Source organism: Snodgrassella sp. ESL0324 (assembly GCF_013344955.1).
Classification (GTDB): Bacteria; Pseudomonadota; Gammaproteobacteria; order Burkholderiales; family Neisseriaceae; genus Snodgrassella; species Snodgrassella alvi.
In genome coordinates this window covers 307,962-327,887 of the sequence record NZ_JAAEDS010000012.1, presented here as the reverse complement: position 1 = coordinate 327,887, position 19,926 = coordinate 307,962, and the positions used below count along the sequence as shown (strand labels likewise).

The 19,926-nt window shown below is 42.2% G+C and carries 15 protein-coding genes and 1 tRNA gene; 5 read left to right on the top strand and 11 right to left on the bottom strand.

Translation table 11 applies throughout. The features are described from left to right. Window positions 1-4: 4 nt before the first annotated feature. Window positions 5-1,774 (bottom strand): sodium:proton antiporter, encoded by a 1,770-nt coding sequence (locus tag GYY70_RS03675; RefSeq protein ID WP_038648789.1) that lies wholly within the window; start codon window positions 1,772-1,774, stop codon window positions 5-7. 371 nt (window positions 1,775-2,145) lie between these two features. Between GYY70_RS03675 and fumC the strand changes: the two genes are divergently transcribed. Further along, window positions 2,146-3,534, top strand: a complete 1,389-nt coding sequence (gene fumC / locus GYY70_RS03670; protein WP_174831323.1) for a class II fumarate hydratase — start codon at window positions 2,146-2,148, stop codon at window positions 3,532-3,534. Window positions 3,535-3,670: 136 nt separating this feature from the next. Here the strand turns inward: fumC and GYY70_RS03665 are convergent, their stop codons facing one another. The 6 genes from GYY70_RS03665 to GYY70_RS03640 all read right to left on the bottom strand — a co-directional run bounded on the left by GYY70_RS03665 (window position 3,671) and on the right by GYY70_RS03640 (window position 10,103). After that, complete coding sequence (locus GYY70_RS03665) at window positions 3,671-4,105, bottom strand: META domain-containing protein (protein WP_080690442.1); 435 nt, start codon at window positions 4,103-4,105, stop codon at window positions 3,671-3,673. A gap of 90 nt (window positions 4,106-4,195) precedes the next feature. After that, window positions 4,196-5,038: an RnfABCDGE type electron transport complex subunit B gene (locus tag GYY70_RS03660; RefSeq protein WP_143555265.1), complete on the bottom strand. Its 843-nt coding sequence runs from the start codon at window positions 5,036-5,038 to the stop codon at window positions 4,196-4,198. Between the two features lie 145 nt (window positions 5,039-5,183). Further along, on the bottom strand, window positions 5,184-6,578 hold the full coding sequence (locus GYY70_RS03655) for an efflux transporter outer membrane subunit (RefSeq protein WP_174831322.1): 1,395 nt from the start codon (window positions 6,576-6,578) through the stop codon (window positions 5,184-5,186). Continuing rightward, the gene (locus GYY70_RS03650) at window positions 6,575-7,834 is read right to left on the bottom strand and encodes an HlyD family secretion protein (RefSeq protein WP_174831321.1); all 1,260 of its coding nucleotides are present in this window, start codon (window positions 7,832-7,834) and stop codon (window positions 6,575-6,577) included. The genes GYY70_RS03655 and GYY70_RS03650 overlap by 4 nt, the downstream gene beginning before the upstream one ends. Before the next feature lie 17 nt (window positions 7,835-7,851). Then, a complete protein-coding gene (locus tag GYY70_RS03645) occupies window positions 7,852-9,585 on the bottom strand; it encodes an MFS transporter (protein WP_174831320.1) in 1,734 nt (577 codons plus the stop codon). Between the two features lie 442 nt (window positions 9,586-10,027). Continuing rightward, window positions 10,028-10,103, bottom strand: a tRNA-Thr gene (locus tag GYY70_RS03640). 201 nt (window positions 10,104-10,304) lie between these two features. On the opposite strand from GYY70_RS03640, the gene GYY70_RS03635 reads away from it, so the two are divergent. Next, window positions 10,305-11,525: a uracil-xanthine permease family protein gene (locus tag GYY70_RS03635; protein WP_078474813.1), complete on the top strand. Its 1,221-nt coding sequence runs from the start codon at window positions 10,305-10,307 to the stop codon at window positions 11,523-11,525. A 307-nt stretch (window positions 11,526-11,832) separates the two neighbouring features. Here GYY70_RS03635 and GYY70_RS03630 read toward each other — a convergent pair whose 3' ends face one another. Then, window positions 11,833-12,036 carry a cold-shock protein gene (locus tag GYY70_RS03630; RefSeq protein ID WP_025330479.1) on the bottom strand — a complete coding sequence of 68 codons (204 nt, stop codon included), beginning with the start codon at window positions 12,034-12,036 and terminating at the stop codon, window positions 11,833-11,835. 226 nt (window positions 12,037-12,262) lie between these two features. On the opposite strand from GYY70_RS03630, the gene clpS reads away from it, so the two are divergent. Both clpS and clpA read left to right on the top strand, forming a co-directional pair. Further along, complete coding sequence (gene clpS / locus GYY70_RS03625) at window positions 12,263-12,568, top strand: ATP-dependent Clp protease adapter ClpS (RefSeq protein ID WP_025330480.1); 306 nt, start codon at window positions 12,263-12,265, stop codon at window positions 12,566-12,568. 142 nt (window positions 12,569-12,710) lie between these two features. After that, window positions 12,711-15,005 carry an ATP-dependent Clp protease ATP-binding subunit ClpA gene (gene clpA / locus GYY70_RS03620; protein WP_174831319.1) on the top strand — a complete coding sequence of 765 codons (2,295 nt, stop codon included), beginning with the start codon at window positions 12,711-12,713 and terminating at the stop codon, window positions 15,003-15,005. A gap of 222 nt (window positions 15,006-15,227) precedes the next feature. Here the strand turns inward: clpA and GYY70_RS03615 are convergent, their stop codons facing one another. The 3 genes from GYY70_RS03615 to GYY70_RS03605 form a co-directional block, all read right to left on the bottom strand. Next, entirely contained in the window at window positions 15,228-16,811 is a 1,584-nt protein-coding gene (locus GYY70_RS03615; RefSeq protein ID WP_174831318.1) for a phosphoethanolamine transferase, read from the bottom strand. 7 nt (window positions 16,812-16,818) lie between these two features. Continuing rightward, on the bottom strand, window positions 16,819-17,820 hold the full coding sequence (locus GYY70_RS03610; RefSeq protein ID WP_174831317.1) for a 2Fe-2S iron-sulfur cluster-binding protein: 1,002 nt from the start codon (window positions 17,818-17,820) through the stop codon (window positions 16,819-16,821). A 184-nt stretch (window positions 17,821-18,004) separates the two neighbouring features. Continuing rightward, window positions 18,005-18,808: a basic amino acid ABC transporter substrate-binding protein gene (locus GYY70_RS03605; RefSeq protein ID WP_084563411.1), complete on the bottom strand. Its 804-nt coding sequence runs from the start codon at window positions 18,806-18,808 to the stop codon at window positions 18,005-18,007. A 243-nt stretch (window positions 18,809-19,051) separates the two neighbouring features. On the opposite strand from GYY70_RS03605, the gene panC reads away from it, so the two are divergent. After that, window positions 19,052-19,891 (top strand): pantoate--beta-alanine ligase, encoded by an 840-nt coding sequence (gene panC / locus GYY70_RS03600; RefSeq protein WP_174831316.1) that lies wholly within the window; start codon window positions 19,052-19,054, stop codon window positions 19,889-19,891. Window positions 19,892-19,926: the final 35 nt, after the last annotated feature.

Sequence of the window (19,926 nt, the reverse complement as noted above, 5' to 3'; positions counted from 1 at the left end):
TTTTTTATTGATAATCCAGTGCAATCAATTTTTTATCAATAGCTGTTGCTGGCTGAAATTCAGAGCTGATGATATACAAAATGTTATTTTTATCCTGTAAAAAAAGCGGAATAGCCTGCGGATGATCATGACAATACTGGTGATAATCATAGGTAGCGGTAATATTGGTAATTTTAATTTTTGTCTGCTTACCAAGCATATTTTCCAACCTTCTGAAAGTCACATCTTTGCCAAAAAGCTGGCGGGAAACATATTGATACTGTTTTTGTGCACGCGAAGTTAAATCCTGTTCTTCATTAAAACGGATGCGATATATATTCTGTTCGCCAAAATCATGCCGAAATTGCAGTTCACATAATGTATTCAGTTCTTTATCTCGGCTAACAGCAAACAGATAGCCAATACCTATCAGGTCAAGCTCAGTTTGTGCATTTTCTGAAACAGGGTTGCCAAAATATGTACGCAAACCCTTCATGCGCGCACGGGCAATTTGTACATAGTGATAATCGGCAACTAAAACATCAATATTAAGCTGCTTAAGTGTTGTAGCCAGCATCAGGGCTACTTCATTACTGCCTACAATCAGTACACCGTTATTACCGGGTTCACGGACTTTTAGTATACCGGCAACGGTTTTGGCACCAAGTCCCTGTATCAAGACAGTGCCGATAATAATCAGAAAAACCATTGGTGCCAGTAGCTCAGTTCCGGATAAATGTTGATTTTGCAGGCGTAATGCAAACAATGAAGCAATGGACGCAGCAACAATACCGCGCGGACCTATCCAGCTAATCATTATTTTTTCCTGGATACTCAGGCCGGAATTAAAAGAAGAGAACCATACAGCCAGAGGACGTGCAATAAACATTGCGATAAATAGCAAAGCCAGCCCACGCCAGCCTAAACCCAGTAATGCAGTAACGTCCATACGGGCAGCAAGAATGATGAATAGTGTAGGTATAAATAATAAAGTTAAAGATTCATTAAATGCGAGAATACTTTGGCGGGGAAATTGCGGCCAGTTTGCCAGGGCGAGTCCTAAAATAGTAACGGTTAACAAACCAGACTGGCTTTCGAGATAATTGGATACGGAAAACAAAATTAAAACAAAGGCAAATGTTACGACATTGCGCATATATTCAGGCAGCCAGTAGCGTTTGATGGCATTGGCAAGAAATACTGCACCGAGACCACCGCAAATAAATGCTACCAGTACAATTTTGCTAAAAAGCAATAGAGAATTTTCATGTCCGTCAGAAACGATATATTCGTATACCAGTACAACTGCAATGGCACCTACTGGATCAATAATAATCCCTTCCCAGCGCAGAATATTGGCAATTTTCGAACGAGGACGCACACTGCGCAGCATGGGTGCAATGACAGTAGGACCAGTTACACAGACAAGTGCACCAAATAACAGAGCTACCCGAAAATCCAGATTAAACAGCCAGTATGCCGCCAGCGATAATACGATAATAGTTATCACTGCTCCAAGCGTTACCAGATTCTGCACAACACGTCCGTGCTGGCTTATTTCATGAAATTGCAGGGTTAGTGCGCCTTCAAACAAAATAATGGCAACGCCAAGTGAAATAGAAGGAAAAAGTAAACTTCCCAGCACAGTATCAGGATGAAACCAGCCCAGAACCGGACCAATCATGATTCCGGTAAACAACAAAAAGAGTACGGACGGTTGTTTTAAATACCATGCCAGCCATTGAGCGCCCATGCCCAGAGCCAGTAATATCGATAACTGAAAAGCGATATCCATTGCTTATATTTGTGTAGTTCTCAGAATTGCTATTCTGCCACAAACTTGTTTCGCTATTATTATTTTCGATGAAGTGACGATTATGTATTAACTAAATGATATTTGTATTGACAGATTATCAAACTTAGACTGATTGTTTGGCAGGCAAATACATGTTAATGGAAATTAACATGTATATCTTTAGGTTATATTAATTTATGTTTATAAATACAATTAATTTGTAGCTAAATTGACTGAATCGCTGCACAATTATGCATGTTTATAATGGGAATTAAGTATATTCCGGATTTCTGTGAATGTAATTAATGCCTGTCTTGTGCACAAATTATTGTTTTTCATCAATAATACAAGCACACAATCATGGAGACGATATGAATACACGTATTGAACATGACAGCATGGGTGAAATCGCTGTATCTGAAAATGTTTACTGGGGTGCGCAGACGCAGCGCAGTCTGCAGAATTTTGATATTGGCGGCGAAACTTTGCCTCCGGCAATGATACAGGCAATGGCTTTGGTGAAAAAAGCAGCAGCTTTAACCAACCAGCAGCTTGAGCGTATCAGCGGAGAATGTGCCGGTTTAATAGTACAGGCTGCTGAACGTGTTCTGGCTGGTGAACTGGCAGACCAGTTTCCATTGGTAGTATGGCAAACCGGCTCTGGTACGCAGAGTAATATGAACATGAATGAGGTTCTGGCTAATGTGGCCAATGAAATAGCCGGTCAGCCACGTGGCAGTTATAAACCGGTACATCCGAATGATCATGTTAACCATGCTCAGTCTACCAATGACTCATTTCCGACTGCTATTCATGTCGCTACAGCAATTCAGATTAATAAGCATTTGATTCCCGCTGTACAGGCTTTACGTGATACGCTGGCTTCTAAAGCAGAAGCCTTTAAAGATATTGTTAAAATTGGTCGTACACACCTGCAGGATGCGACACCGCTGACACTGGGTCAGGAATTCAGTGGCTATGTCAGCCAGCTGGATCATGGATTAGAGCGTTTGCAGCAGGCATTACACTGGTTATATGAATTGCCATTGGGTGGTACGGCTGTAGGCACTGGTTTGAATAGTCATCCGCAGTATGCAGAAAAATCAGCAGCTAAACTGGCTGAGTTAACCGGTTTACCGTTTGTTAGTGCACCTAATAAATTTGAAGCACTTGCAGGACGTGATGCAGTGGTATTCGCTTCTGGAAGCCTGAAAACTCTGGCAGTTAGCCTGAACAAGATTGCCAATGATATTCGCTGGCTGGCCAGCGGACCTCGCTGCGGTATCGGGGAAATTACTATTCCGGCAAATGAACCGGGTTCAAGTATTATGCCGGGTAAAGTGAATCCGACACAGTGCGAAGCTATGACTATGGTAGCTGCTCAGGTAATAGGTAATGATACAACTATTACAGTAGCGGGTGCTTCGGGTAATTTTGAACTGAACGTATTTATGCCGGTACTGGTGTTTAATATTCTGCAATCAGTACGTTTACTGGCTGATGCATGCAATAGTTTCAATCTGCGTTGTGCACAGGGAATTGAGCCTGTAAAAGAGAAAATTGATGCCAATTTACATCATTCACTGATGCTGGTTACTGCGCTGAATCGTCATATTGGTTATGAAAAAGCAGCTAAAATTGCTAAAACTGCTTATGCACAGAATACAAGCTTGAAACAGGCAGCAATAGAGCTTGGATTTCTGACAGCAGAAGAGTTTGATAAATGGGTTATTCCTGAAGATATGATTGCACCACACTAATGGTTTAATCTGATTAAAAGCCGCATCGAAATTAATTCAATGCGGCTTTTTTGATATTAAATTCAGTATTATCAGGTGTCTGATTAAACTATTGAAATTGATTACAATCTGATAATAAATTTTTTGTTTAATTTAGTTAGTTTGCTGTATTTTTAATTAAACGCGCTTCTAACCTTACATAGCGGTGTTTGTCCAGTAATTGCAGACGAACACCAGTAGTGTCATTGATTATACGCCATGATTTAACAAAACCTAGTGTACCGGTACCAGTCCGTTCATCTTCTATATTGGCACATAGTTTAGTGATGCCGAAAGGCTGACTTAATCGCAATGTATGACGATAGTCGCGATAGGTTCCATTTATATGATTACAGCCGAAATAAGCAAAATACTGGTGTGTATTCGGATCAAAACGAATGCGAGAAGAAGTATCTGGTGTGGGTTCACCATTCAGAGAACGGATTTCCCAGTTACCGGATAAAAATCTGGTATTAGGCTTATCTGCAAAAGCACAGGCATTAGTTATAAGCAAAACAGCCATACAGCCCAGAAAGAATGTTAGTTTCTTCATCTTTTAAATTTCATTTACTTATATAGCCAATTAATTTTGACATATTTTAGGATTTTAGCATTTTTATTCAATTTTGTCAGATTTTGCGCATTATTGTTCGGATTCGCGTTGTTGTTTATACAAACGTAACCATTCAAGAGCTTCTGCTTTTTGCTGATCATTCCCATATTGTAAATCTCGCATGGCGCGGCGGTAACCAGCCTGCTCCTGTGCCTTGGCAATTTGTTGCTGCTGAAAAGAGTCCTGATTATCAGGCACTCTTCTGTGTATCTGTTGCGTTTGTGCTTTAGCCATTGCTTTTGCAATCAGGGCTGCCGGATTAATTTTGCCGGCAGACTTTGCTGCAGAAGTTGTGGTTGTTGCAGGTTCTTTAGTTTTGCGTGCATGCAGTTGTTTCTCTTTTAAACGCTGCAAGCGTTGCAGACGTTCGGTACGATGCTGAAATCGCAGACTGGCCTGAGTAGCAGCGGCAAAACGGTCACTTTCCTGCTCATCGGTCAGTGTTCTTGCCTGTGGTAACCAGTGTTCAAGTACCGGCTGCATATCGATACAATCAACCGGGCAGGGGGCAATACATAATTCACAACCGCTGCATTCAGCGCTGATTACTGTATGCATTTGTTTGGTTGCGCCCATAATCGCATCTACCGGACAGGCTTTAATACATGCCGTACAACCGATACACTCGGTTTCATCAATTACAGCTATTGCTTTAGGGAGGGCAGCTTTAAGCACATCAGCCGGAGGTAGAATCTGCACATTTAACAGTTTAGCCAGATCATTGATGACAGCAGTACCGCCCGGTGTACAGAGGTTAATTTCAGCTTCGCCGCGACTCAATGCCTGAGCATACGGCAAACAACCCTGATATCCACATTGCCTGCACTGCGTCTGAGGTAAAAGCCGGTCAATGTGTTCAGAAGCAATAGACATGATAAAACTACGTAGTTTTTAATACTTAAAGAACTATTCTAACATAAAGCTAAAACAGCAAATTTATACATATAAGCAGACTTTATTAAATATTATAGTCTGTTTATTCTGCTTTGTATTCAATCCTGTGCGGTTGTTGCTGAAATTATTTACCTGCAGGTGCTGTCCAGCCTCCGCCAAGAGCCTGATAAAGTGAAACCTGTGAATTCAGATAATCTGCTTTACTCTGAATCAGCTGACTTTGTACGCTCAGTAAATTGCGCTGGCTGTCCAGAACATCAAGATAAGGAGAATAACCTGCACGATAACGATTTGTTGCATGATGCAGGGCATTCGCCAGTGCATCTCTTTCCATTTCCAAAGCTTGTTCCTGTTCCTGCAGGCGATAGCTGCCGGATAATTGGTCTTCAACTTCCTTCAGAGCAGTCAGAACAGTTTTACGATAGTTCCAGACAGCTTCATTACGTTTGGCTACATTCAGATCAAAATTTGCTTTTAATTGTCCGCCTTCGAATACAGGTGCCAGAATACTGCCGCCTATACTCCATAAATTAACCGGTTCTTTAATTGGTGATGTGGTAAACAGACGGCCGAATGTAGCGCTGATTTTCACGGAAGGTAAAAATTGTGCCTGAGCCGAAGCCAGACTGGCATCACTGGCAGCTATTAATAGTGCAGACTGAACTATATCCGGACGATTTTTCATCAGATCAGAAGGCAGTATGTCAGGTATAGCCGGTGCATGCAGTTCCGATAAGGATAAACCGCGTTCAATGGTACGGCTGCTACTGCCTGTGAGCATACTCAGAGCATGTTCCTGCTGGCTGATACTGGATTGAACTATCGGAATCTGTTGCAGTGTAGCTGCATATTCAGCCTGTGCCTGATTCAGTTCCAGCTTGGATGTATAGCCGACATTAGCTTTAGATTGAGCAATTTTTAGCTCTCGCTGACGCGCTTCCAGAGTTTTTTGCAGTAAATTCAGCTTTTCATCAAGTGCACGTAAAGTGACATAAGATTTAACCGTAGTTGTAATGACACTCAGACGGGTTGCTTCTTCGGCAATTTCACTGGCTTGCCGGTTCAGACGACGTGCTTTCCATGCATTACGGTTCTGACCAAAAACATCCAGTTCGTATGCAGCCTGAAATGTTGGCTGTTCTACACGGTTAATGGTAGCAATACCAAAAGCATTCAGGCTTTTTTGCCGTGACGTTCCGCCGCTGGTTTCCAGACTGGGTAGTAAGGATGCGCGCGAAGCATGTTCCTGAGCGAGAGCTTCCTGTATTCGTGTTTGTGCCAGAGCGATATCAATGTTATTAGCAAGTGCTTCACTGATAAGCCGGTTTAAAACCGGATCATTAAGCTGAGTCCACCATTGTGCATCTGCATTTTGAGCGGAGTGATGATACTGTTCATGCCACTGTACCGGAACTTCGACCCGCGCAGTTGCCGGAATGTTCGGAATTCTGGGAATACAACCACTGGCATTGACTGATAGAGCAATCAGGGTAAACAGTCTGATTAAAGGTGTTTTCATGCTTTCACTCTGGTTGTATCTATACTTACTACCACAGACATGCCCGGGCGCAGACGTTCAAAAAGATCATTACTGGTATCAATGCGTATGCGGACAGCGATACGCTGTGGTACTTTAACGAAGTTACCTGTAGTGGTATCTGGTTTGATTGCAGAAAACTCACTGCCGGCAGCCGGAGAAATTTTTTCTACGGTACCTTTTACTCTGGCTCCGTTCAGGGCATCCACTGTAAACCATGCTGGCTGACCAACACGGATATTGGCTGTCTGTGCCTCTTTAAAGTTAGCGACCACCCATTTGCGTGCAGGTACCAGAAACATTAATTGTGTTCCGGCATTTACCAGCTGACCATTTTTGACACTGATTTCACTTAACCGGCCACTTTCAGGCGCCCGGACAACGGTATTGGATAAATCAATCTGAGCCAGTCCGAGCTGTGCATGTGCATTATCAACGTTGGCTTTCAGGCCGCTTTTGTTAACATGAGTGCTTTTCAGATCTTCCTGAGCAACCCGATATTGTGCTTTAGCTTCCGCAACTCCGGTTTGAGCCTGTTTTAATGCAGCTCTTGTCTGGTCGCGTTCACGTAAGGAAAGCGAACCATCAGCAACCAGAATATTTACCCGGGCCATATCAGCCTGAGCTTTTTCCAGTTGCGCCTGAACATTGGCAATATCTGCCTCACGAGCTGCCAGAGTTGCTTCTTTACTGCGGCGATTCTGTTCGTAATTGGCTAAAGAGCTATCCTGTAAACCAATTCCGGCTTCAGCGGCTGCAACTTTTTGTTTGTAGATGCGGTCATCAATCTGTATGAGTGGCTGTCCAGCCTTAACGTCGTCAAAATCCTGAACATATACCTTAGTAACGTAACCAGTTACTTGAGGACTGATTATGGTAGTCTGACCACGTACATATGCATTATCAGTTGATACCATTGAGTTGCGGAATGGCGGTAATTTCCATGCACGTAAAATCATCAGGACACCAAGCATTAATACCAGTACCAGAATGGCAGTTACAAACCATTTACGTTTAGGAGGCTGCCACTGACTGGCTGCCGGCTGAGCAGGCGAGGGATTGGCCTTACCGGCAGAAGCGGATGAGCTGCTTTGCTGATTTGTGCCCGCCTGATTCGAATTTGGCTGTACTGATGTCTGTTCAGTAGCGGTTTTGCTTGCTACCGGAGCAGACTGTGTGGTTTGATTGCCGGTTGTTTTCTGATTTTGATCCGGATTGTTTTGTTGTGTGTCAGTCATTATTGTCCTTCTTTATTTTATTGTTTTGGCGGTTCTTGCATTGCACGCTGGCGGGCAGCCGCATAGTTTCTCAGTTCACGTCCGATTGGGTTGGTACCGTGTATCTGATGCCACCAGCGATGTGCGCCGACAACCAGAAAGCAGATTAACGAACCGATTCCCACCAAAACAAATAAATCATTGTAAGCAGCCACTTGTGCCAGCATGGTGTCCTGTTGAATCAGTTTACTGACACCATAGGCATGATTCCAGCTGCTATCAAAACTAAAACGCTGGCTGGCCAGAGCATTCTTCTGAATTGCCTGATTGACTAACGGGTCTGTCAGGTATGCACTGTCTGCGCTGTTAATCAGATGAATGCGTGTTCTGATCGTAATGAAAGCATTAAGTAACGCTGAACCGATTAGCCCGCCGACAGTTTGTGAAAAACCGAATACAGCCGAGAAACTCATGATATAGACAGGATCTTTGGAAAGAGCTCGTATCAGTCCTTCCATCATAACCGGCCCGAAGAAAAACAGCGAAGCAAAGGCAATCATGAACTCGGGAATATAGAAGTTCACCGGACGTGACCACTGATTCTGACCAACTTCCATAAAACTGGCCATAGCAATAATGGCAAATGAAATGACCAAAGGTAATTTAATATCAAGAGGATTGAATGTTAATACACTAGTAAGCAATCCGAGTGCAGCACCACAGGAAACAACCGCATAAAAATGTATCATCTGGTCATTACTCAGGCCTAAAGCTGTCATCAGACCGGCAGCACCCATGTTTTGCTCAGATAAAGCTAATCGTATCAATGAACCGAAAATCAGTATCTGGAGCATGCCATTGGTATGCATCATCCATTTGATATCCAGCATCGGGCGTTTGCGGTTGTATTCAATAATCACGGAAAGCATACAGCATACGACGCCGGCTACAAACAGCCAGCCAATCCAGTCTTTGTCCCACCAGACAATTCTGCCTTGTACCGCTCCTGCAGAAATAAAGGCAATTCCGGCAGCCAGCAAAGGGAAGCTTATCAGATCAATTTTTTCGAAAGATTTTTCCAGATAGCCAGAGGGAATAGGTAACAGCCATACTGCACCGCATACCAGCAATGCCATACCTAGCTGAAAGCTGAATACAAGTTGAAACTGTTCGTGCTGTAAAAGCAGGGGAGAAATAAATCTGGCCAGTGGCTGGCTGAGCTGAGTAAGCCCCAGTCCGAATATCATGCCTTTACCACGATGAATAGCCGGCATCGCCTGCATCATGTAATACATGGCTACACTGTTTAAGCTGCCGCCTACCAGCCCGCTCATACCACGTGCGAATAATTCCATATAATAATCATGGAAAAAAAACTGAAGGCAATTAGTCAGTATCAGCCCAAGAATGATATAGCCTACATAACGCGGCAACCCGAAATTCTGGCGGATTTTAAAAAGTAATACACTGATAATGGCGCTGAACATGTAATAGGATACCTGTATCCAGCCGCCCTGTTCAGGTGTCAGTCCCAAGTAGCCCTGAATCTGGGGAATGTTGGCCAGCATCATGCCATTGGTAAATCCGGCAGTTAAGCCAACGATTGTGCCAATGATGCCGTAGCATAAACGCCTTTTCCACGGATGATCGGGAAATGACGGTGAGCCGGCCATCATGGGGCGTTCATGCGGTTTTAACTGATAGGTATTTTGAGACATGGATTTTTTACTGCAATATACATATGCTGAAGCCGCTACAATTAAAAATGCCATCCAGTAATCCTGATTAACTCAGATGGATGGGCGACAAACGTTCAGCGTGTAAGTATTCTAAAACAAATTTTTGGTTTCTGCTAACAATATTTTAATATCTGTGATAATAACTCTGCTTTAGAATAACGGATATAAATTGTTAATTTTTAAAATTATTTATCATTGTATAAATTTAAAACCATTGTGTCTGTCAATAAATCTCAAGTGATTGAGATAAATTACAATTACATAAATATACAATAATTAAAACAGACAAGACTGCATATTAGTTTAATGCAGGATAGGACGAAAGTTCAGTAATTACTGATTGATTTTTAGAGACAGGCATGAGTGATAATCACTCATAAGTATTAACTTATTTTGTTAATAAAAATCCAGAAGAATAGATGGTCGTTAAAAACAAAAAAGCATAATCCTGAGATTATGCTTTTTTGTTTTTAACTGGTGCCGGCACCAAGAGTCGAACTCGGGACCTTCTGATTACAAGTCAGCTGCTCTACCAACTGAGCTATGCCGGCGAAAGAGGAGCGCATTATGCGCAATAAAATTAAATCGTGCAAGCCCTTTTGGTGATTATTTTTTAAATTTACAATTAAACTGCTGTTTTAACGATTAATTAAAATATTCAAGTTTTAGCCTGACGGCGACAAACTATAACTATTTTTTATAACGTCCTATATTATAATACAGGGTTTTGTTTATTTATCGGGAGTGTCAGGGTGGGACACCATTTGAAACTCGCGCTTGCCGGCGCGCAAATTCTGTTTGTAGCATTTGGTGCTATGGTTCTGGTACCGTTGCTGACAGGGCTGAATCCGGCACTGGCATTAATGGGTGCAGGTATAGGTACTTTATTATTTCAACTTTGTACTAAACGTAAAGTACCGATTTATCTGGGTTCCTCTTTTGCGTTTATTGCACCGATTATTTATGCCATGCAGGAATGGGGACTGGGTTCAACTATGTTTGGTCTGTTTGCTGCCGGCTTTATGTATTTTGTTTTTGCCGCATTAATTAAATGGCGCGGTCTGGCTTCAGTACATCGTTTACTGCCACCAGTGGTCATTGGTCCGGTAATTATGGTGATAGGTTTATCGGTGGCTGTGGTAGCAAGCAGTATGGCTATGGGCAGATCCGGTGATAAGCAGGTGGTTGATTACGCTCATTCTTTGTTTTTGTCTGGTTTCACATTTGCTGTAACGGTTATTGTTACAGTATTCGGCAGCAAAATGATGCGGCTGATTCCGATTCTGATCGGTGTGGCTGCCGGTTATATTATGGCCTTATTTACCGGTATGGTAGATACCAGTGCCATGGCAGCGGCACCATGGTTTGCTGTACCCCATTTCGCTACGCCTGAGGTTAACTGGCAGGCTGCACTGTTTATGCTGCCCGTAGCTATCGCACCGGCTATAGAGCATATTGGCGGAATCATGGCGATTGGTAAGGTAACAGGCCACGATTATGTCAAAGACCCCGGTTTGCATCGGACTTTGCTGGGTGATGGTTTAGGCGTATGTGTAGCCGGTCTGATTGGCGGTCCTCCGGTTACTACTTATGGTGAGGTTACTGGCGCGGTAATGATTACTAAAAACAGTAATCCGGTAATTATGACCTGGGCAGCCGTTTTTGCAATTTTTATGGCTTTCTTTGGTAAGTTTAATGCTTTTCTCAGCTCTATTCCGTTGCCGGTAATGGGCGGGATTATGTTGTTGCTGTTTGGTACTATTGCTTCACTGGGTTTGAAAACGCTGATTGATGCCAAAGTGGATTTGATGGAACCGCGTAATCTGGTGATTGTCAGTTCCGTACTGACTGTCGGTATCGGTGGTATGGTTGTGAAGATTGGTACGATGGCTTTTGCTGGTGTGGGTTTGTGCGCTTTACTGGCGATTGTGCTTAATTTGCTGTTACCGGCTAAATCATCTGTTCAGTCCTGATAGATTATTTAAACGATTTATCTTGTAAAAAACCGCAGCTTGTTTATTGCTGCGGTTTTTATATTTGGATATTAATTCTGTCTTTTAAAATGGTTTCAGTAAGAAATATATCATTCAGATACAGGAATTTCAGGACAAATTATGTGCAGGAATATTAATTGTCTGAATATTAACGGCCAGTTAAATAGTGATTAATGATATATATTAATATTCAGGTCATTATCCTGCAAAAGACAATTTATTCAATTTCAAACAGAAAATAGCGGCTTTTGCCGCTATTTTAGACTAACCGGACAACCGGCTAAGATTAAGCTGCCTGAATATTAGCCGCTTGTTTACCTTTTGGACCGGTGGTCACATCAAAAGATACACGTTGACCTTCTTTCAAGGTTTTGAAACCATTCATGTTGATTGCAGAGAAATGTGCAAACAAATCTTCGCCACCTTCATCTGGGGTAATAAAACCAAAACCTTTAGCGTCGTTAAACCACTTAACAATACCAGTTGCCATGAAACTTCCTATACATAAAAAACAAAATAAAGAACAAGTTTACGACACAAAAAGGCCAACAAAGTAGTGAACGACTGTACAACAGTTTGTCTGGCAGTCTATGTCTGACTTGTTAAGTAGTCTTTTTACATAGGTTAAGAACTAACGTCAAGCAAGCTTACCGAAAAATGATAAAATTATTAAAACCGTTACTAAAAACCCACAGATACATGTAGATTAATAGACAATGTCAAATTCGAAGATACAAATTGTTAGCCAGAGCCAGAAATCCATGATAATGCCGCCCAAGCGCTATAAAGTGGTTTTGCTGAATGATGATTACACGACAATGGACTTTGTAATTGCGATTTTAATGGATGTGTTTCATTTACCACATACGCAGGCCATCGCCATTATGCTGATGGTGCATGAATCAGGCAGCGGGATATGTGGTGTGTTTCAAAAAGATATTGCAGAAACAAAATGTAATCAGGTTTTGTCACGCTCGGAAGCTGCCGGGTTTCCTTTACAGTGTCTGGTAGAAGAAGCCTGAATTGCCTGTTTGGGTAATTACGGGTGAAAAATTGGTTCTGCGGGTGCCACTTGAATTTTATCGTGTATGCTTCATGTTTATACAAGTGAATAAAATTGGTTGCAGTCGCTATTGATAACGTTACTTTGTCAGGAGGTCGGATATGATTTCGGCACAGCTTGAAAAAATTCTGCAATATGTTTATGCCGAGGCTCGTAGCCGTGCCTTTGAATTTATTGGAGTGGAACATTTATTGCTCGGCCTGTTGCAGCAAAGTGAAGATGTCAGTGAAGTATTGCAGGCTGTGGGTGTAGATAATCATTTGCTGGCTAAACAATTACAACAGAGTATTCATGAAAACACTCCGGTCTTGCCGGATAATGAGCTGGAACAGTCTGAATTACAGCCTACACTGGGTTTTCAACGGGTTTTACAGCAGGCTATCGTGCATGTACGTGCGGCTCAGACAAAAGGAGAGGTAACACCGGTTGATGTACTGGTTGCGATTATGTCGGAAAAAGACAGTCACGCTGTCTATTTTATTGAATCTCAATCAGTAACCCGTCTGGATGTGCTGAGGTATCTGACACTGGGTAATCATCGTTTTTCTCAGGATAAAAATACTGAACAGAATAATGAAACGGAAGCAGCTAAAGCAGAGGCAAAAGCACTCGAGCTGTATACAGTGAATCTTAATATGGAAGTAATGGCCGGACGCATTGATCCATTAATCGGACGCACTGAAGAAATGCAGCGGCTGATTCAGACATTATGTCGCCGGCGTAAAAATAATCCATTACTGGTAGGTGAGGCTGGTGTAGGTAAAACCGCTTTGGCGGAAGGTCTGGCCTATCTGCTGGTGAATGAAAAAGTACCTGAATCTATTAAGGGGTCAGTAGTTTTTTCTCTGGATATGGGTGCACTGCTGGCCGGTACCAAATATCGTGGCGATTTCGAAGCACGCCTGAAAGCAGTAATCAAAGAATTAAGTGAGCTGGATAAAGCTGTATTGTTTGTTGATGAAATTCATACCATCATCGGAGCAGGCAGTGTATCCGGCGGGACAATGGATGCATCCAATCTGCTTAAGCCGGCGTTAGCTAAAGGAAGTATGCGCTGTATTGGTGCCACTACGTATCAGGAATATCGCACTATTTTTGATAAGGATCATGCATTAAGCCGGCGTTTTCAAAAAATAGATGTAGTAGAACCTTCTGTGCCAGAAACGGTACAGATATTGCAGGGCTTACGTCCGGCATTTGAGCACTTTCATCAGGTACGTTATACCCGTGCAGCATTACAGGCTGCTGCTGAGTTATCTGCACGCTATATAAACGAGCGGTTTCTGCCTGATAAAGCGATTGATATTATTGATGAGGCAGCTGCTGCACAGAAAATTCAGCCAAAATCCAGACAGCGCAAAGTTATCGGACGAGCTGAAATTGAGGCTATTGTTGCTAAAGTTGCACGTATTCCGGAAACTGCCGTTTCTCATGACGATAAGCAGGTATTGCGTTTTCTGGCCGATAACCTGAAAGCGAAAGTTTTTGGACAGGATCAGGCTATTGATGTGCTGGCTGCATCAATAAAGATGGCTCGTTCCGGTTTGAAACCGGCTGATAAGCCGATTGGCAGCTTTCTGTTTGCCGGGCCTACTGGCGTTGGTAAAACTGAGGTTGCCAGACAGCTGGCGCAGTTACTCGATTTACCATTACTGCGCTTTGATATGTCTGAATATATGGAACGGCATGCTGTTTCGCGTTTGATTGGTTCACCGCCGGGCTATGTTGGATACGAGCAGGGTGGATTGCTAACTGATGCGGTGAATAAACAGCCTTATTGTGTATTGCTGCTGGATGAAATTGAAAAAGCCCATCCTGATGTATTTAATGTGCTGTTACAGGTGATGGATTATGCCAAACTCACAGATAATAATGGTCGTAGTGCGGATTTTCGTAATGTAATTGTTATTATGACTACCAATGCAGGTGCTGCCGAGCTTGCCAGACCGAATCTTGGATTTACCGGTCAGCGTGAACAGTCTGACAGTTTGATTGCCATTAAGAATACTTTTACTCCTGAATTTCGCAATCGTCTTGATGCTATTGTTCCATTTAAGGCGTTGGATGAACAAATTATTGCGAAAGTGGTTGATAAATTCTTGCTGGCTCTGGAACAGCAGTTATTGTCTAAACAGGTTGTGGCAGAATTTACACCAGCTCTGCGTGCTTTTCTGGCTAAAAATGGTTTTGATGCAGCAATGGGTGCGCGTCCGATGCATCGTCTGATACAGGAACGTATCCGTAAATTGCTGGCAGATGAATTACTGTTTGGCAGATTAAGTGAGGGCGGTGCCGTGCTTATAGATTATCTTCCCCAGTCAGATGAAGTAGTACTGGATTTTGCGGCTTCACAGGAAGCTGATCAGAACAAGTTTGAATCAGTAACAATTGAATAATTATGTTAAGAATGTCAAAATTAAGATAAAAAAAAGTGTGGCGAAAAGCCACACTTAAACACACACATCAAGAGGAAACCAATCAAAGTAAATTCATTATAATGTTTTTGTTCAGAAGTGTTTTGATTCATATCAAATGTAAAGCTTTAATCTAAAATTATTTGAAAAATTTAATCTCTCTGCTTTGTAAAAAAACAGAGAGATTGTTTTTTTATGCAATTGTCACTGCAATTGTGCAGGGAGAGGATCGTTTTGCAGCTTATCTACAGGTTGTAACCGCTGATTGAGATCCAGAACCTGTAGCTGAGTACTGTCCGTTTCACTGAAAAATTGTTTACTATACGGCAGTTGCGGGGTGTTGATTCCCAGCCATTGTGCAACTCCGTCCAGCAATTCTAAACCGCTGCGCCGTGCTTTGTTACGTAATTGTCCGGTTTGATTGCTGCTGATAATCACTAATGGTACGTGGTAGTTCTGATAGAAGTGATCATTATGACGAAGAATACTTTCAGAACGCACGATGCTGTTTTTTTCATAACTGTTTTTATCGTGACTTAAACCGTGATCGCTGAAATACAACATACTGAATGGCTGACCGCTGTGCTGTAATGCACTATATATCTGACTTAGTAAATTGTCTGTCTGCCGGATAGTGTCAATATAGCAGTTACTGTTGTTATTATCGACATAGTGATGCGATGGTTGAGGAAGACGGTCGCACGGATTAGGATGAGAACCCATGATATGCAGCACAATCAGTCGCGACCGATTCGAAGGCAGTGGCTCATTTAAAACTTTTTGCAGTGGTGCAATAAGCTGATCATCAAAGCTGCGTATACCAAAATCGTATCCGGTAGTTTTCAGAAAAGTCACATGATTTGCCTGATGAGCAATAGTGGAAATTGATGTATCGTATTGTCCGAGAGCCCCCTGATTAGATAACCAGACAGTATCCATACCGGCTTTTTTAGCCAGAGTAATAATATTATTCTGAATGCTGAAAGGTTTGCCATGGCTTAGCGTTAAGCCGTGTAATAATGAAATAGGTGTATTGGGGCCGGCAGAAAGCATATTATCCATAACGATATTGGCATGTTTATCCAGAAATGGTGTATCTGCATATTTAAAGCCATACAGATGCATATAGTCTGCACGTACACTTTCGCCGATAATCAGTACATAGTTACGATAAATCTGATGGCTGCTGCTGATTTGCCAGTTGTCAGGTTTGGCTAAATCCTGTTTCATTTTTGCCAGTTCAGCAAAATAGGCTCGTGGTTGCAGATAGGCATCTGCTAAAAATTCCACCGGCTGTGCGCGCAACGCAAAACCACCGGTTGTATAGCCCTTACGTGCTGTCTGTACTGTCATTACCATCAGAATCAGTACCAGCGGAATACTCCAGTAAAAACGCCAGCGAGGTGCTGCGGCTTTACGATTGAAACGCACAATAAACAGCGGAATGGCAGCCAGTAAAATAGTAGCAAAGTAAGTGTGCCATGGAATAGCACCAATATATTCACTTGCTTCACTGGCGGTTGTGCTTAATAACGAAGCAACAATGCCAAAACTTGGCCGGCCGTACAGAGTAGCAGTAGGGTGGTATAAAAGAATAATAATCGCACTTAACCACATCAGCCAGCGCCATATACTCGGGAAGAAACGCTGTAAAAGCAGCATAAGCAGCCAGGTTTCAATAATCCGGTTAGGATTAGGCGGATAAGCCAGCGCATAAATCATTACCAGGCTGTAAATAAGTAATAACACAATCACCAGCAGATAATGTTTACGAGGTGTCAGTTTCATAAATAACTCAGGATGCAGGAGTAAAATTATCGGCAAAGAAAGCTGTTTCTGCTAAAGCAGCCTGTTTGAAGAATAAGGATTGTGCACTGGCAATCATTTGCGGATGTCCGCAAGCATATACTTCATGGTTGCTCATGTCAGGATAATCATTTAAAGCGATATCCTGTACATACCCTCGAGCTCCTTTCCAGGCTGATTCCGGACGGGAGAGTACCGCTGTCCACTTTGCCTGAACCAATTCGGCGCAGAGATTGTCCAATAAGGCAGCATCGTACAAATTTTCTTCTGCGGCTACTCCCCAGTATACATGGATAGCCTGCCGGTATTGCTGTTCAGCCAGAGTATTCAGCATAGCTTCAATTGGCGCAATACCAGTACCAGAAGCCAGCATAATTAATGGTTTTTGCTGTTTACTCAGTTGAAAGCTGCCTAAAGGTCCGTGAATGTGAATAATATCTTTTTGCTGAAGCCGTCCGTCAAATAATTGTTCAGAAAAAACACCACCCGTATGTCGGCGGACATGAATAACCAGCTGACGAATATCGGTATTAAAACCGGCGATGGAGTAACTGCGACGCAAATTATCAGCGAGAACAATATCGACATATTGTCCGGCTGTAAAGTTAAACTGTTTTTTTAGCGGCAGTTTCAGGGTAACAATGGCTACATTGGCACAATAGCGAATATCATCAATCCGCGCATTCAGCGTTTGAACCGGCTGATTATTTTTACCCTGATAATTGGGTAGATAAAGTGTTATATCACTTTCAGCACTCTGACAGCATAATAAAATATCCTGCTGATTGCTGTCTTTACTGTTCAAGGCCGCCTGTGAATTGATTTCAGTAGTTTTGCCCTCGGTCAGTTGCGCCTTGCAGGCACCACAACAGCCACTTTTACAGGCATGCGGCAGCATAATACCGTTTTCAATAGCCGCATTAAGCAGTGATTCCCCTTGTTTTGCGTAAAAAGTTTCACTTGCCGGTAAAACAGTTATCCGATAACTCATATCTGTTTTATATTATTTTAAAGAAAACGGCTATTTTAGAACCTTGCCAGATAAAAGCCAAATCAGGAGGTAAAAAGTGATAATAAATACCGCAGCATAGATTACATTATTGTTTAATGAAAAAAGCCTGTTATGCTAAATAACAGGCTTATCATGAATACTGCCTGAAAAGGCAGGGAAAGATTTAGTTGGAAAAGTATTTGGCGTAAATTTTGTCGTACTCGCCACTGGCACGAATTTTTTTCAATGCATCATTCAGTTTTTCTACTGTAGCTGCATCACCTTTGCGTACCACGAATCCATAATGGTCTACACCAAATTCCGGTACCTTATTAATAGTAAATTTATCAGCACCGTTAGCTTTAACATAATTACTGATAACAGCACCATCTGATACCATAGCCTCAACTCCGCCATTTTCCAGCTCTTTAATGGCTAAAGGTACACTGTCAAAACGGGCAATTTTGGTACTTTGGGCACCAAGTATCTTCTGAACTGCCAGATCACCGGTCTGACCACTTGCAACAGCTACGCGTTGCATATTATTTAATTCAGCCAGAGAATGAAAGGTTTTTGCTTTCGGTGTCAGTACCATCATAGAAATATCAAAGTACGGATCGCTGAAAGTCATACTTTGTTTACGTTCATCAGTGATGGTTACCCCGGAAGCTACTATATCTAAATCGCCATTATTCAAGCTAGCAAACAGACCGTCCCAGGGCTGGTCTTTAAACTGTATTTTGAAATTACCGGCTTTAGCCATTGCTGTAAGCAAGTCAATATCAAAACCGGTAAGTGAACCATCAGCGGTGCGTGACTCAAAAGGGGCAAATTCGGCATTTGTACCGACAATATAAGTTTTATCGGCACCAGACTGTGCAGTTGCAGGTGCAGATGCAGATTCTGAATTATTTTTACTTCCGCCACAGGCCGTTAGCACCAGTGCAGAGCACATGGCCGCAGCGGCGAACCAGTGTTTGATTTTCATAAATTTTCCTTGAGTTCAGATGGGTTAATTGGCTAAGGAAGATGTTCTATACAAAAATTTACATTTGATAATACGCATCCTTACTGCCATGTCTGGTTTGATAGTAACATATTTAAATGATGACACAAGCTTTATAGATACTCTGTAATGTAGGTTTGCAGTGTTATAATTTCACCCTCACATATACATGACATTTATTAACAGTATATAAATTATGTGTGTTTTAGTTTTACAGGATAATTTATGCATATAATACATACCATTGCTGAAATGCGTTCATGGCGCAGGCAGGCTAAATGCGTAGCCCTGGTACCGACTATGGGTAATCTGCATGAAGGTCATTTGTCACTGGTACGTACAGCTAAAGCTTATGCCGATTCAGTGGTAGTAAGTATATTTGTTAACAGGATACAGTTTGGTGCCGGGGAAGATTTTGATAAATATCCGCGTACTTTAGAGCAGGATGCAGAAAAGCTTAAAGCAGCTGGTGCCGATGTGGTATTTGCACCTGATGAAGGCGAGCTTTATCCAAATGGTGTGCAGAGTTATTTTGTTGAACCGCCGGCAATCCAGAATGAGTTATGCGGGCGCAGCCGACCGGGTCATTTTCGCGGTGTGGCGACAATAGTAACTAAACTGTTTAATATTGTTCAACCTGATGTAGCCTGTTTTGGTAAAAAAGACTATCAGCAACTGGCTGTGATAAAAGGCATGGTTCAGGATCTGAATATGAATGTAGAAATCATTCCGGTAGAAATAGAACGGGCACAAACCGGTTTGGCTTTATCCAGCCGTAATGGTTATCTTTCGGCACAGGAGCATGTACAGGCAGCACAATTGTTTGCACAGTTACAAAATATTGCCGATGCAATTAAGCTGGGAAATACTAACTTTTCGGCTTTGGAAAATAGTGCCGCAGCGTATTTGCAACAAAATGGATGGCAGGTTGATTATATTGAAATCAGGCAGGCACAAACGCTGTCAAAAGCTCAGATATCCGATAAAAATCTGGTTATTCTGGCTGCTGCAATTTTGGGAACTACCCGTTTAATTGATAATATAGAAGTCAATTTGTCGCATTAATAAGAAAAATAGTCTGTTAACCAGATATTAACCAT

What these genes read in the sequence shown, in the direction of transcription:
- GYY70_RS03675 (WP_038648789.1), bottom strand. Translation starts at nt 1,774, where the DNA reads ATGGATATCGCTTTTCAGTTATCGATATTACTGGCTCTGGGCATGGGC.
- fumC (WP_174831323.1), top strand. Translation starts at nt 2,146, where the DNA reads ATGAATACACGTATTGAACATGACAGCATGGGTGAAATCGCTGTATCT.
- GYY70_RS03665 (WP_080690442.1), bottom strand. Translation starts at nt 4,105, where the DNA reads ATGAAGAAACTAACATTCTTTCTGGGCTGTATGGCTGTTTTGCTTATA.
- GYY70_RS03660 (WP_143555265.1), bottom strand. Translation starts at nt 5,038, where the DNA reads ATGTCTATTGCTTCTGAACACATTGACCGGCTTTTACCTCAGACGCAG.
- GYY70_RS03655 (WP_174831322.1), bottom strand. Translation starts at nt 6,578, where the DNA reads ATGAAAACACCTTTAATCAGACTGTTTACCCTGATTGCTCTATCAGTC.
- GYY70_RS03650 (WP_174831321.1), bottom strand. Translation starts at nt 7,834, where the DNA reads ATGACTGACACACAACAAAACAATCCGGATCAAAATCAGAAAACAACC.
- GYY70_RS03645 (WP_174831320.1), bottom strand. Translation starts at nt 9,585, where the DNA reads ATGGCATTTTTAATTGTAGCGGCTTCAGCATATGTATATTGCAGTAAA.
- GYY70_RS03630 (WP_025330479.1), bottom strand. Translation starts at nt 12,036, where the DNA reads ATGGCAACTGGTATTGTTAAGTGGTTTAACGACGCTAAAGGTTTTGGT.
- clpS (WP_025330480.1), top strand. Translation starts at nt 12,263, where the DNA reads ATGTCAAATTCGAAGATACAAATTGTTAGCCAGAGCCAGAAATCCATG.
- clpA (WP_174831319.1), top strand. Translation starts at nt 12,711, where the DNA reads ATGATTTCGGCACAGCTTGAAAAAATTCTGCAATATGTTTATGCCGAG.
- GYY70_RS03615 (WP_174831318.1), bottom strand. Translation starts at nt 16,811, where the DNA reads ATGAAACTGACACCTCGTAAACATTATCTGCTGGTGATTGTGTTATTA.
- GYY70_RS03610 (WP_174831317.1), bottom strand. Translation starts at nt 17,820, where the DNA reads ATGAGTTATCGGATAACTGTTTTACCGGCAAGTGAAACTTTTTACGCA.
- GYY70_RS03605 (WP_084563411.1), bottom strand. Translation starts at nt 18,808, where the DNA reads ATGAAAATCAAACACTGGTTCGCCGCTGCGGCCATGTGCTCTGCACTG.
- panC (WP_174831316.1), top strand. Translation starts at nt 19,052, where the DNA reads ATGCATATAATACATACCATTGCTGAAATGCGTTCATGGCGCAGGCAG.